Source organism: Sporosarcina sp. FSL K6-1508 (assembly GCF_038007465.1).
GTDB classification, from domain to species: Bacteria; Bacillota; Bacilli; order Bacillales_A; family Planococcaceae; genus Sporosarcina; species Sporosarcina psychrophila_B.
In genome coordinates this window covers 2059069-2073420 of record NZ_JBBOXF010000001.1, presented here as the reverse complement: position 1 = coordinate 2073420, position 14352 = coordinate 2059069, and the positions used below count along the sequence as shown (strand labels likewise).

The 14352-nt window shown below is 39.2% G+C and carries 12 protein-coding genes; 8 read left to right on the top strand and 4 right to left on the bottom strand.

Going from position 1 to position 14352, the window contains the following annotated elements; translation table 11 throughout:
- Positions 1-119 precede the first annotated feature (119 nt).
- Positions 120-899, top strand: coding sequence for an enoyl-ACP reductase FabI (locus MKZ11_RS10435; protein WP_340794382.1), 780 nt, complete (start codon positions 120-122; stop codon positions 897-899).
- A 209-nt stretch (positions 900-1108) separates the two neighbouring features.
- Here MKZ11_RS10435 and argH read toward each other — a convergent pair whose 3' ends face one another.
- The gene (gene argH / locus MKZ11_RS10430; RefSeq protein WP_340794381.1) at positions 1109-2437 is read right to left on the bottom strand and encodes an argininosuccinate lyase; all 1329 of its coding nucleotides are present in this window, start codon (positions 2435-2437) and stop codon (positions 1109-1111) included.
- A gap of 267 nt (positions 2438-2704) precedes the next feature.
- Between argH and MKZ11_RS10425 the strand changes: the two genes are divergently transcribed.
- The 4 genes from MKZ11_RS10425 to MKZ11_RS10410 all read left to right on the top strand — a co-directional run bounded on the left by MKZ11_RS10425 (position 2705) and on the right by MKZ11_RS10410 (position 7637).
- Positions 2705-3607: a DoxX-like family protein gene (locus tag MKZ11_RS10425; RefSeq protein WP_340794380.1), complete on the top strand. Its 903-nt coding sequence runs from the start codon at positions 2705-2707 to the stop codon at positions 3605-3607.
- Positions 3608-3617: 10 nt separating this feature from the next.
- The gene (locus tag MKZ11_RS10420; protein WP_340794379.1) at positions 3618-4232 is read left to right on the top strand and encodes a DUF4166 domain-containing protein; all 615 of its coding nucleotides are present in this window, start codon (positions 3618-3620) and stop codon (positions 4230-4232) included.
- Complete coding sequence (locus MKZ11_RS10415) at positions 4219-5817, top strand: YndJ family protein (protein WP_340794378.1); 1599 nt, start codon at positions 4219-4221, stop codon at positions 5815-5817. The genes MKZ11_RS10420 and MKZ11_RS10415 overlap by 14 nt, the downstream gene beginning before the upstream one ends.
- A 917-nt stretch (positions 5818-6734) precedes the next feature.
- Entirely contained in the window at positions 6735-7637 is a 903-nt protein-coding gene (locus MKZ11_RS10410) for a cation diffusion facilitator family transporter (protein WP_340794377.1), read from the top strand.
- 178 nt (positions 7638-7815) lie between these two features.
- Here MKZ11_RS10410 and MKZ11_RS10405 read toward each other — a convergent pair whose 3' ends face one another.
- Both MKZ11_RS10405 and MKZ11_RS10400 read right to left on the bottom strand, forming a co-directional pair.
- The gene (locus MKZ11_RS10405; RefSeq protein WP_340794376.1) at positions 7816-8805 is read right to left on the bottom strand and encodes an LCP family protein; all 990 of its coding nucleotides are present in this window, start codon (positions 8803-8805) and stop codon (positions 7816-7818) included.
- A gap of 30 nt (positions 8806-8835) precedes the next feature.
- Positions 8836-9480 (bottom strand): DUF1232 domain-containing protein, encoded by a 645-nt coding sequence (locus MKZ11_RS10400; RefSeq protein WP_340794375.1) that lies wholly within the window; start codon positions 9478-9480, stop codon positions 8836-8838.
- 203 nt (positions 9481-9683) lie between these two features.
- Here MKZ11_RS10400 and MKZ11_RS10395 point away from each other — a divergent pair, with 203 nt between their 5' ends.
- Both MKZ11_RS10395 and MKZ11_RS10390 read left to right on the top strand, forming a co-directional pair.
- Positions 9684-10265 (top strand): branched-chain amino acid aminotransferase, encoded by a 582-nt coding sequence (locus tag MKZ11_RS10395; RefSeq protein WP_340794374.1) that lies wholly within the window; start codon positions 9684-9686, stop codon positions 10263-10265.
- 53 nt (positions 10266-10318) lie between these two features.
- On the top strand, positions 10319-11224 hold the full coding sequence (locus MKZ11_RS10390; protein ID WP_340796966.1) for a TRM11 family SAM-dependent methyltransferase: 906 nt from the start codon (positions 10319-10321) through the stop codon (positions 11222-11224).
- Positions 11225-11299: 75 nt separating this feature from the next.
- On the opposite strand, the gene MKZ11_RS10385 is transcribed toward MKZ11_RS10390, so the two are convergent.
- On the bottom strand, positions 11300-12847 hold the full coding sequence (locus tag MKZ11_RS10385; RefSeq protein ID WP_340794373.1) for a sensor domain-containing diguanylate cyclase: 1548 nt from the start codon (positions 12845-12847) through the stop codon (positions 11300-11302).
- Positions 12848-13125: 278 nt separating this feature from the next.
- Here MKZ11_RS10385 and MKZ11_RS10380 point away from each other — a divergent pair, with 278 nt between their 5' ends.
- Positions 13126-14310, top strand: a complete 1185-nt coding sequence (locus MKZ11_RS10380; protein WP_340794372.1) for an ABC transporter permease — start codon at positions 13126-13128, stop codon at positions 14308-14310.
- Positions 14311-14352 lie beyond the last annotated feature (42 nt).

Here is a 14352-nt window from a genome sequence, read left to right as displayed (position 1 = left end):
TACGTTTTCATTTTTATTTGCAGCTATTCACAATATCTGAACAGATATGCTATAATTTATTTAGCATCTGGTACTAATAATAGGTATATACATTTTCAATACCTACTCAGGAGGTTACTATGGAAGATTTACTTAAAATTAAAGGTAAAAATATTGTTGTAATGGGGGTAGCGAATGAGCGAAGCCTTGCTTGGGGAGTGGCAAAAACACTCTTTTCAGTCGGTGCAAATGTTATTTTCACCTATCGCAAAGAGCGTTCACTTGCTAAACTTGAAAAACTATTAAGTGCAGCCGATTTTGAAGCGAAAATGATTGTGCAGTGTGATGTTAATGAGGATGAAAGTATCCACGAGGCATTCGTGAAAATCGGCGCTGAAGTCGGTACCATTCACGGTGTTGTCCATTCACTTGCATTTGCACATGCTGAGGATTTGAAAAATGACTTTGTGGAGACTACGAGAAGCGGTTATGCATTTGCACAGGACACAAGTTCTTATTCGCTCATCGCAACAGCCAGAGAAGCCCGTCCATTCATGACAGACGGCGGTTCTATTGTAACGATGAGTTATTTGGGCGCACAGCGCGTGCTTGACGGCTATAATGTGATGGGTGTTGCAAAAGCGGCACTTGAAGCATCCGTAAAATACTTGGCGTTCGATTTGGGGAAAGAAAATATCCGTGTCAATGCAATTTCTGCCGGGGCCATCCGTACGCTGTCTGCAAAAGGCATTGCTTCCTTCAATACGATTTTGACTCAAATTGAAGAACAAGCCCCGTTAAAACGCAATGTCACACAAGAAGAAGTGGCTGAAATGACGTTGGTCACTTTGAGTAACCTGTCTCGCGGTGTTACAGGTGAAATCATTTATGTAGATGCCGGCTATAATATTATGGGATAACAAAAAAGCTTGAAAAGACGAATTTGTCCTTTCAAGCTTTTTTTATTTACATAAGGAAAGGGTTGTACTGTTGGAGTGACCATATATCATGGGAGACCGACCGTATCTCTCGCCAAACGATCATATATCATCGGAGACCGATCATATCCCCTTGCCAACCGATCATATACCACCGCAGACCGACGATATGCATAACTATCCGCCTGCTCTTATTCCACCACTTGCTTCATCAGGTGCTTATTCCCTTTAGTAATAATATTTTCGTAATCAATATAATCATATATGTCATCTGTAATTTGCTCACTGAACTTGGCTAACTCTTCGACCGTCAAATCCTCAATTGCTTTCTGTTGTTGCTCGCAGTAAATGATCAGTTTTCCAACGATTTCGTGTGCATCGCGGAATGCCGTCCCTTTACCTACTAAATAATCCGCAACTTCGGTTGCATTAAGAAAACCAGCTTTAATCGCTGCTTTCATATTATCCGCATTGACCTGTAGCGTATCGATCATTTTAGACATGATTTCAATACAGTCCAGCACAGTATCAAGTGCGTCGAAAAATTGTTCTTTATCCTCTTGCATGTCTTTGTTATAAGTAAGCGGCAGGCCTTTCAACGTTGTCAGTAATGCGAACAATGAGCCATAGACACGCCCCGTTTTCCCGCGAATTAATTCCGCAGCATCAGGATTTTTCTTTTGCGGCATGATACTGCTTCCTGTCGAATAAGCATCTGCCATATCGATGAATTTAAATTCCTGACTGCTCCACAAAATAAGTTCTTCACTCAAGCGACTCAAATGCATCATGATAATTGAAAAATCCGACATGAGTTCAAGTAAATAATCACGATCACTGACACCGTCAAGGAAGTTGTCCACCGGTTTTTCAAAACCTAATAACGCCGTTGTCACATCACGGTCGATGTTGTGCGTTGTACCAGCAAGTGCTCCACAGCCGAGCGGATTTTCATCCAAAATTTCAAGCGCATTTCCAACACGCTTTTTATCCCTTTTGAACATTTGCGCATATGCACCCAAATGATGACCGAATGTTACGACTTGTGCGCGCTGCAAATGCGTATAGCCCGGCATAATCACATTGTTAGCCGCCCCTTTGTCAGCCAGTGAATCGATGAGTATTTGAAGACTATCTATCACTTCCACTGCTTTGCCTTTCGCATATAAGCGCATGTCAACAGCCACTTGATCGTTCCGGCTACGGGCTGTGTGCAATTTCTTTCCTGTTTCCCCAATTCGTTCCGTCAAATGCATTTCGACGAATGAATGGATATCCTCGTAGTTGCCTTCTATTTTAATTGTCCCCGTTTCGATATCCTCCAAGATGGATTCAAGCCCGTCTACGAGCAGCTCGCCTTCTCCTGGTGTCAATAAGTCGCAGTGTACCAGCATCGTAACATGCGCTAAGCTACCCGCGATATCTTCCTTATACAATCTATGGTCAACAGGTAGTGATGTATTAAATTGCTCCATTATTTCATCCGCCCGACTCGTAAAACGTCCACCCCAAAGTTTCATGTATAATCAACCTCTCGAATGTATTATTATTCATTTATATGTATTATAAGTATCATTCTACACGATTGCAACAATCAATAGAGCAACTTGCGTGAACTCTCTATAGAACTATACTATAATTTCATACTTTCTACGTATTCTCCTAAAATCGAGATGCTTTATTCTAAAAAGATGTAGTATAGGTAACATCGACGATTCTCCTTCGTTATATACTAGTAGAGACACGATTGCCGTAAGTATTATAAACAACACGATGAGGTGAGTGTGATGAAAAAAAAGCCGATATATGTTGAAATATCGATTCATGCGGAGATTGAAAAAGTATGGGACGCATCGCAAAAACCGGATATGCACGAACAATGGGATTTACGTTTCTCTTCAATTACCTATTTGCCAAAAGAAGAAGGCCAGCCACAGCAGTTTGTGTATTCACGGACAGCCGGTCCTTTCATCAATGTGGAAGGCTGGGGGAAAAGTGTTGGAACGTTCCACAAGGATGATGGCACGCGATCGTCTTCCCTTCAATTCGGTACGGAGCAATGCATCTCCCCTATCCGAGAAGGACGCGGCTTTTGGAAATATGAACCTCAAAAAGAAGGCGTGAAATTTTTTACGCAGTATGATTACGACGTCAATTTTGGCCGTGTTGGCGAAGTCGTTGATAATCTGGCTTTTCGCCCGCTTATTGGCTGGGCAACCGCGCTTAGTTTTGATGTGTTAAAGCGATGGCTTGAACGAGGCGAAGCCCCCCGCTCACAATACATGCGATTTTTCAGTACCTATTTAATGACGCTATTATTTGCATTCATTTGGATCTACCAAGGACTCGTTCCTAAAATTATCGGAATGCATGAAGAAGAAAGGGCGATGATCGGGAGCGTTTTGGAATTATCGGAGAAAGGAATTACGACGTCGGTACTGCTAATTGGCATTGCAGAGGTGCTACTCGGAATCAGTTGGCTACTTTATCGAAATAAGAAGCATTTATTTACATTGCAGCTGATTTTATTTCCGTTATTGACGATAGCGGCAATCATTGCTGTACCGGCATCTGCAATCCATCCATTCAACCCGCTAACGTTCAATTTATCACTGATTGTTCTTTCTCTTATTGGGTTATTCATAAGTAAAGATGTTCCTTCAGCGAGAAGCTGTAAACGAAAAAGGTGAGGTGGACTTCATGTCAATTTTCAGACAAGCATTGGGTGACGATTTCAATCGGCTACATCCGATGCTACAAAAAAGGTATGACCTGCCGTCAGGTACTTCATTTAAAGCATCGGGTATTATGAAAAAAATCAGCGGCGGACCGAAATGGATGTATCCGATTTTTCGAGCAGGTGTTAGTTGGAAATTGCTTTTCCCTGAACGGGGAAAAGACATTCCATTTACAATAACGAATAAAGCGTTTGTTGGAGAGAATGGTGAAAGCCAAGTACATTGGGAACGCATTTTTCATTTCGGAAATAGAAGACGTTATTTTAATGCGCGTATGAGTTTTGACAAAGAGCGGCTTATCATCCGGGATTACCTTGGTGAACCGTCCCTCCTATATGCTGATTTGGGCTTTCTAGTAACAAACAATGGAAGTTTAACGATTAGATCGCTGCGTCAGCGGCTTGTTCTTGGAAAGTTAGAAATTCCATTGCCACGGATATTTCAAGGGCTTGCAACAATCATCGAGCGGTTTGACGATGAATTAGGGCTTTATCATATTCATGTTAGAGTACGGAATCCTTTGATTGGAATTGTTTTTTCGTATGAAGGGATGTTTTCTACCGATGACGATGTGTAAGTTTGCACTCATACATAGTGTGTTATTTGTTAGTGTAGCCTTTTTCAGCTTGAACCCATGGCCTTTTCTTATGCTAACGATCGCGCAACTGGTCTATGTCCCAATCGCAATACGTTTCGTTATGGAAAAGGAAAACTGGTTTTCTCAACACTATTATTATTTTGCTATTCCTGCATATCTAGCGGTAGCGTTATTGCACATAGTACCTGGCTCAAAGTGGGATGGCCTGCTAGCGGCAATTTATTTAGCGTTCACATTTGTTATCGCCCTGTATGGGTTGACTCGGTTTTTCAATAGAGGATTTACGAATCTGGAAGAGTTCGCAATTGATGCGGGGCTTGTTTATATATCACTCGGCGGCGCTTGGTTCTTTGCTTACGTGACTGGTATCGATACCGGATTCAGCCCACTCATTACATGGTTGACTGGCATTCACTTTCATTATTCCGCATTTTTGCTTCCGATTTTCATTGGCTTACTGGGGAGGATTTATAAACCTCCGTTCTTTAGGATAATGTGTACGATTATTTTAGTATCACCACTTCTTGTTGCGATTGGCATTACATTTTCTAGGTGGATTGAGCTGCTATCAGTCGGATTATACATTATCGGGTTAAGCGGACTCATTTTTATTGCTTGGAAAACGCCCTTCAAAAACCATGTGCAAAAGTGGCTCATTCGAATTTCGTTTGGTGCACTCGGAGTGACTATCATCTTTTCGTTGTTATATGCACTTGGCAGTGGCTTCGGGCTTACATCCGTGAACATCGATTTCATGCTTCGTTTTCACGGTGTCTTGAACTGCTTGGTATTTGCGTTAGTTGGTATTGTCGGGTGGTCTATAACTATCCCGGCTGCAAATTTTCATCCCCCCACTTTTCCCATCAGTCGTATTCGCGGGAAGCGGGTTATAGGTGAACAGGTTCTGGAAGGCATGTTGCATGAAAAACATCCAGGACTTGTCGACGATATGAAGGTCTACGGACCGTCTCTTCAATGCAACACACTCTCCCCGCGGATTATTGATTTCTATGAAAACACTATTAATTACCGGCTATTCGCAACGATTAAATGGCGCTCATGGTTTAAGCCGTTTGCATTTGTCTACGAGCTGATGAGCAGAAAAACACAACAGATCCATTTGCCTCTGCATGGCAGACAGGTTGAAATGACTGGAGATGTTATTGCCCTTCAAGATACGGCGGACGGCAGGGATAAAGTAAGAGCTTGGATTCGTAAAATCGGTCCTGAAACCGCTTTCGTCGCACTTTATTCTCAACATGAAAAAGCTGGCCGAATGTATATGAATATCGACTTACCGCTGCCATTTTCAACGATGACCGGTATATTGGAATTGCATCAGGTCGGGGACGATTTACAACTGACCAGCAAGAAGAAAAGTTCTTATGATTCGGATGCGGGAATTTATCTCTCTTTTCTCTCGAATCAAGCATTCAAGTTGCCGATTGATGAAGACTTTAGCGTTAGTGACGGAAAAGATGGTTCATTGAGCGCCTGTCATACTATGCGATTATTTTCAATCCCATTTTTAACGATTAGGTATTTAATAAGACACGTCTGTTGATTAACCACTTATTTGCATAAAACACTAGTGAGAAGGGCTTGATGACCTTCATTTTCACTGGACTATTTCCGGCCCGCTTTCGACTAACTATTCATGACAGATTTACTGAGGGGTCCTAGTGTGGCTAGAAGTGACTCCGTCACTTCTAGCCACACTCATTTCAGTAATACTGTTGCGAATAGTTGCCTGTCGCGTTCCTACAATGTTCAAGTGAAAAGTGCAGTTGTTTTGGAAGAAAAGAATAGATGGCACTCAATGAAGAGTGTAAGTGCCCGAAGATGCAATTTCGGGCACTCTAGTACTTTGTACAATGTGTTCCTTGCTTACTCTTAGTAAAGATTATGCATCTAATTCATGTGATGTCTTATAGAAAGTGACACTTCTTTTATAATAAAAGAAATATCCATATAGAAAGCATCAGCCGCCAAAATTGCATCTTTGGCGGCTTTTCTCCAGTTAAGAAGCCAACTATTCTTTCGTCCCAAAAAGCTTCAGCACTCTGTGTACTTATGCATTTGGAGCGCGACGGATGAAGGGCCACCATACGATTACCGGAAAAAGTGTGTAGGGATGCGACAAAGTCGCATCCCTACACATCCTGACATCTCGGTAATCGTAATAGAAGTCATTCAATCCAAAGCGATCCAAAAGCGCAACTATACAAGTAGTGGCTAGGGGGTAATCCAGTTATTTACTGGTTACTTTTGGTTAATCAACAGACATGTTAATAAGACCGAATCCTTTTCCTTGAAGTCTAAATTTAGCAATGTTACAATTAAAAAACGTCTTAATTTAGCGAGTGATTGATATGAATGCATTTCACCGATACGATTATACGAATACCCGGAAACCTTGACAGAAGCCTGTCAAGGTTTTTTGTTTCCCTTAGGAAACATATCAATAGGAGGTCATCATTGATGAATAAACATAGTCATGCAAGTGCTTCAATAATTGCCGTCTGGATAAGTTTAATCAGCAATATCCTCCTAACGGTAATTAAACTTGTTGTGGGCTTTCTTTTTCAAAGTCCCGTTCTTCTAGCTGATGGTTTCCATAACGCCGGCGATGTGATTGCCAGTGGTGCTGCCTTAACTTCAATGCGAATATCCAAGCGGCCCGCAGATGATGATCATCCTTATGGACATGGGAAAGCAGAAGTAATCAGCTCTGCCATTGTCGCACTTATTTTAGGGATTGCCGCGATTTATATTGCATATGAAGCGGTTTCTGCGCTTTTTGCAGAACCGGCAAAAGCCAGTTTAATCGCTTTGCTAACTGCCTTCATTTCTCTTATTTGGAAGCATGCCTTGTATGTCTATACGATTCGGATTGGTAAATTGGCTAATAGTAAAGGGTTAATTGCAACTGCGTATGATCATTTAGCGGATGTCTACGCTTCCCTTGCAGCTGTCTTGGGAATCGGGCTTGCACTCATTGGTGATTTGTATAATATCCACTTCCTAGCTTACGGTGACCCTGTTGCGGGTATCATTGTGTCGTTTTTAGTGCTGAAACTTGCGTATGAAATTGGGAAAGAAGCAATGGACGTCCTTATGGAGAAAAATATAAGTCAGGATAGACTGGATGAATTCGCTGCTTTAATCATGACAATTCCCGAAGTAAAACGCATTGACCGTCTACGTGCAAGAGAACATGGTCATTATATTTTGGTGGATCTGCGTGTAGGCGCTCCTGGTGAGATGACAATCCAAGAAGGTCATGATGTTGCTCATAAAATCAGAGACACCATAATGGATCAAAATGAAGATGTGGATGAAGTTTTGATTCATTTGAATCCTTGGTATGAAGAGGATGAATAACGCGACCCCCATTTAGCTTGGACGAGTAAGAGGGAGGACTAGCGTCGTAGCAGTTCAATGGAGCTCTTTCCTTCAATTATGAGGGTAACTTTTCCATCGTCCAAGATTATAAAATTACCTGGATAAATAAAATTGCGTAGCCGTCAAATGACAGCTACGCAATTTTAATGATGGTAACCTATTCCTTTGTCTCAAGCGAATCAGCTTTATCCAATTCGGTAGTAGTTGTATCTTCTTCCGTTGATAAAAACTGTTGTAAAGCTTGTTTGTTTTTCTCGAAATCGATACTAAGAACCTCCCCTGCTGCTACACGCTTTTCTTCAAAAGATTTTTCAACAGGGATACGCAACGTCTCTATTTTTTCAGACTTACCAATAAGTAAACCTTTACCGATTGTAAGGATTGTCCGATTATCGACGTTTGTATTAATGTAAGGCTCCACAACACCGAGTAACTTTGGCAAATTCATTATACTATGAATGCTGACGGCTTGTTCTTTCAATTTCGACAATGCTTCCTGCTGGCGTTCCACCCGTCCATAATCACTTTGAATGTCATGTCGGAAACGCACATACCCAAGTAGCTGCTCTCCGTTTAAAACTTGTTTTCCAGGCTGTAATGTCATTCCAATTCCATGAGACATGGCATAAGGAATATCAACTTCTATCCCATCAGGGGCAATAACATCTACAATTTTTGGAAATCCTGTGAAGTCAACAATCGCGTAGGAATGAATATCCACGTCAAAGTTTTCTTTAATCGTCTTCCTTACTAGCTCCGGGCCTCCGATGGAAAAGGCAGCATTTATTTTATGGTACCCGTGATCTGGTATATCCACATAGGTGTCTCTCATAATAGAAACGAGTTTCATCTGGTGAGTCGTTTGATTATAATGAGCAATCATTAACGTATCGGCTCTTGCATCTTCATCCCCCCGGGAGTCACTGCCCAATAACAGAACATTAATTTCACCAAACTGAGGATCCGCGCCTTCAAATTCCTCAAACAACGTTTCATCTTCATTTTCCAATCCTTCTTTTGCCAAAGACAATCCGCTATAATACTGGATTACTACATATACAATTCCCACTAACAAAATCAGTGCAGTTACAATTAAGAAGTTCCTTAGTCCCTTATTTTTCTTTTTTCTTCGCTCGCTTCTCTTCATAAGTTAATCCACCTATCGCTTTAATCTATGTCAGTTCTTTGCTAATGAATTTGAAGCAAGTTGTACTGCAATCGCATCATCCAAATATCCAATGGCAAATAGATAATCAGGAATAACATCTAAAGGAATGATAAAATACAATAGCGCACTACCAATTATTGCAAGTTCATAGGGAGTACCATTCCCCAGATGAAATTTCTTGTATAGATCCTTCATCTGACTAATAAGCGGCCCTATGCTGCCTACACTTTCCAGCTTCTTTCCGAATTCATTGAGAATTTCGTTTTTTCCTTCTACCGTTTGAACATACTGTTCGTACTTTGCTAATTTTTGTTCAATAACAGCTTCTGATACGTTTTGATCCGCCATGTCCGAAGAAACGAAAACGTCTTGAAGTATATCTACATATGTATGATTTTTCAGCAGACTTTTTTCCTGTATCTGTTCAATAGGATAACCAGCGGCTTCGACCAGATCGGCCAAAGGCACTTCTAGGCAGCATGCAAAACGTTCTAAATGTTGCAAGTTTGCACTTCTTTTCCCATTTATCACTCGTGAAATAGTAGCTGTATCAATTTCGCTGAGTTCACTAAGTTTTCTCATCGACATTGAACGCTCTTTTAATAATTTCCTTAGCAATAAACCAAGAGACAAATTGATGATGTCTTTAGCCATGATCAATTCTCCTTCCCATGAAACTAATCGAGAATAAGACACTATGGAGAATTGTATAGCTGTGTTGACAATTTGTCAACGTCAATAAGTTCCATATTCACTCTAAACTTTTTTGAACTCGTTTTGGGAAATAAGTGCTACAAATTAAAAGCCTATCGGAACAATGTAAGCTATACTATAAGAAGTTAAGGAGCTGATCTGATTTGTTAAAAAAACAGATGGAAAAGTATATTGTAGAAAATACAAAGGATAACAAGATTGAGTTCTTTGAAGTGGATAAAGAATATGTCGCTAAACATCAATTGATTACCAGTGGACAAACTGTTCTAGACAAAGACTTCCACTTCAATGTCGTTGAACGGTGTGTTAAAGAGACAGAAAATCTGATTCGAGAAGAAGATCAGCAATTTTTAAGTGGTAGTATTTCATATTTGAAAAATCATATGAATGAATTCATTTATGTGGAATCGGATGCTTTTGACCTCATTCGAATTGATGCAGTTGTACTTGAATGCGACGATGTATTTAAAACGTATTCTTCTTTATTCGGATTAAAATTACAAAAAAAATTCGGCGATGCTATAAAAGCGTATCTCGACACGCATTTACACGGAGACGGAGCGAAATATAGTGTACTGTTTTCAAATGAAGACGGCTTATGGGATATGAACTTTGCGCTGGATTACGTAGACGGTTTTAATGAAGATTTATCGTTTGTAGAGGTTTATCAACTGATGTACAACTTTATATTCAAATTGGTTGAAGCCATTGATGAAGAGCAGTGAAGGATGGGAATTGAGTGAGTAATCTAGGTTTTATATACACATATACTCAGCATATGGATGAGCATGATCTATGCATGTTAGAAATGAGATCATTTTTCGGTTTCGATGTCCCCTCTACAGTATTGAAAAGTTCGATTAGAATTGATCCGAGCCGAAGCGCTTTTATGAAAGAACGGCTGGATATTATGTATGAAGGCAATAATCTCGAAGAAATTTCACAACAAGTTGAACAGCATGATTTAGGTGGATTTACTTTTAGAGTCGTCTCTTTGAATACGGCTGATCTCGGCACAACCGCTAAAATTGGGCATCCGGAACGGCGAAAAATCGAACGTGAAATCGGTTTACGTGTCAATGGTATTCCAGAATTAGTGCATCCACCGGGAAAAACATTCGGCATTATTTTATTGGATGGCAAGTGGTATTTTGGGAAGTTGGTTGAGAGTGAATCCATTTGGTTCCAACATCAGAAAAAACCGCATATGTATTCAACAGCACTAAGCACTCGCGTCGCAAGGGCAGTAGCCAATATTGCAGTCCCGCATCCCGCTGGTGTACGAGCAATCGATCCTTGCTGCGGCATTGGAACTGTTCTAGTTGAAGCATTATCTATGGGCATCAATATCGTCGGTCGTGATATTAACCCACGTGTTGTTTTAGGATCGAGGAAAAACATTGCCCATTTCGACCTCGAAGGCAGTGTAGAAATTGGACCTATTGCAGAAGTTGTTGACGAATATGACGTTGCAATTATCGATATGCCCTATAATCTTTTTACACATATAACCCCTGAAGCGCAACTTGAAATATTGAAGGAAGCACGCCGGTTTACGAAGAAAGTCATCGTTGTGACAATTGAAACAATCGATCATATGGTTGAAGAAGCCGGTTTTAATATTACTGATCGCTGTGTTGCAAAAAAAGGGCATTTTATCAGACAAGTGCTTGTTTGCGAATAAGAAAAAAGACCCCGCTCAAAGCGAGGTCTTTTTTTTTGTAATTTACGAATAAAACGTCTCAATAGTCCTACGTATTCAACCTTCAGATTGTACGACTTTATTTCTTCCTTCCATTTTCGCTTGATATAACGCCTTGTCTACCCTGTTGAAAAAGTCTTCTATTGTTTCGTTATGATTATGATAACTACCAACGCCAGATGAAATCGTCATATAATCATTGGTCGGACATAACATTGATGCGACATTTGTTCGAAGCCTTTCAGCTATAATCATTGCTTCCTGAATATTCGTTTCAGCCAACAAGACAACAAATTCTTCTCCTCCCAATCTAATGCATACATCATCGTCCCGAACTATTTCATTCATTTTTCCTGAGAGAAACTTAAGAACTTCGTCGCCAATATGATGGCCATATTTGTCGTTGACAGCTTTGAAATGATCAATATCAATCATAATGACGGAAAACTGTTTTTTTTCCATTATCCATTTCGTGGTGATTTCTTCTCCATATCTACGATTCTTCAGTCCAGTTAGAGGGTCCGTATAGGAACGCTCCTTATAATCCTCAACCTTCTGTTGCTGACTCTGTGCGTATTCGTGAATTGTTGCATTCAACTGCTTAGCCTCGAAGTACCACGTAGGAATATCATTACATTCGATTTGTCCTCCGCTTTCTTTTAGTCTTGCCGACAACATAGCCAATTTGCGCAATGGAGATGATAATTTTTCGGTCAAAATAATGGTTAAGAGGAAAAAGAATACAACAAATGGAAATGCGTATAGCAGCATTTTGTATACCATTCCCGACAAAGGTTTGATGCTTGCTTCAAAGGGTGTTTGAGAAACAACTCCCCACTTGCTCGACTTAATGTATGTGTAGCCGGCAAGAAACTTCTTACCTTCAGAGTTCGTAACTTGTTGGGCACCACTTTCATGTCTTTGTATTTTTAGATTGACTTCATTTTCACTAATTGTTTCCCCAATTCTTTTGGCATCGGGATGGTAGATCAACATTCCTGAAGTATCAACTACCCAAACATATGAACCGTCCGTGGAAAAGTGTTCGTCGAGGATATCATGAATAATATTATCTTGTTGCAAATAAATCGTGCCACTCAAAAATCCGAGGTATTCATTTTTTTCACTCCATAATGGGGTGGAAACTAGTATGAGCAGTCTGCCCGTTGCAGCTTTATAAGGCTTTGAGATAAGGGGTTTTCTTTCACGCAGTGCTTCTGTCGGGCCTTCAGTAGCTAGTTTCTTTCCGACTATACCTATTTCCGGTGAGGTCGCAAGCACAACCCCCTCCCTATCAACTATGGAAAGCGAATTAAAGTTTTTACTGCTACTTATTAAATCAGCAAGTTTTTCTGACAACTTTTCTGGGTTGTCAATTTCGGCACTCATTTCAGAAGCTTTAATTTGCAAATTACTTTGCATTCCGCCAAACACCTCTTCGGAAAGCTGTGCCAATTTCATGGAATAGACTCTATTAATTTCCAAGGAATTATTTATTAAATTTTGTTTTGTAACGTAATAACCAGAAAACAAAGTGATACTGAGTATGCCAATCATCGTAAATGATATAAGAAGCATTATCCAAAATCGTAATGTTTTGATCATATTAATTACCTCTTTTTTGAAAATGTATTGGTTTTCTATCATTATAAGGGTTGTGTGGGTGACAGTCACCCATACAACTTTAACACAACTCTTGAATCGCTTAGAGTACCGATAGCTAATATTATAGTGTTACCCAGCAATTTCATGTTTAAAGAAGTAAATTCCAACTTACCTATATATGGTATACAATTAAAACAACGCATATACTGTAGAGAACATCCTTGTTTAGACAATATTAATAATTAGAAAATTAACCAAGTGAAAGTTATGGTGGAGTAATGAAAATCAACTTAATATGGACTGAAAGAGCAAAAGATTTTTATATTGACATTGCTAAATACTTTTCAGTCATTGCAATGAGTGTACTTTATTCATTTATAATCTTTGGTAGTGTTTTCATTTATTATTACTTGAAATTTCTTCAATGGTTACCTCCATATTTTCAAACTGAAAGTATAGCTTCTTTCGTAATTACTCTTACTCTTTTACAGACAAGCGTTCGAACATTTTTGAAAAAAGCGGATATTATTTTTCTAATGCCTGCGGAGAAGGAATTATCTTCATATTTTAGAACATCGATGTTTTACAGCGCTTTAATGGATGTCATTCGAATACTGATAATGATGATAATTAGTAGCCCTTTAATAAGACATAGTGAAATTAATACTATTCCATTCCTAATTACTTTTTCAGGCTTAATCATTTTAAATATTCGTATGGCGTGGATTGAACAATGGCTAACGGGTAACCTTCAAAAATTAGTTCACAGTGTTATTAGATCCCTATTACTTTTTACAACTCTTTATTTCATGTTTACAGGTATGTGGATAGTTGCAGGGTTTTTATTGATTATCAATATTATTTTTTGGTTCTATGTATTTGATAAGAAAGCAATCGGGGTTAACTGGGAGTTCTTAATTAGTAAAGAAGAAAGATCTTTATTAAATATTTATAAATTTATTAATATATATATTGATGTCCCTCACCTAAAATATTCGTTTAAGAGCCGACCGTTTTTAGGTTGGTGGATAAAAAAGACTATATCTTATAAACAATCGTCTGCTTATGAATACTTATTTTCACACTTATTTGTCAGGTATAATGAATTTTACTATTTATATGTAAGGTTAACCTTAGTAGGATTAAGTATTAATTACTTTTTCCCTACCTACGGATGGTTCGTGACTTTCTTGCTATTATTTTTATCCGGATATCAGTTACTCCCTTTATATCATTCGATCAATGAAAATTCTTACCATTATCCCATCTCAACGTTTACTGTTAAGCAGTCTTTTCAAAAACTTTTAAGGAGCCTTTTAATTTTACAAGTACTTCTTTTAAGCTTGGTTTCATTTATTCATAATCATCCTATAAAAGCTGTTTTTATAATCTTGATGGAATTGTTATTTATATATTGGTTTGTTTATTTTTTCGCCTCGAAAAGGATTCTAAAAAAAGAGTGACAGTCACCACTACAAATTAGACACTATTCAAAAAAATAAAAT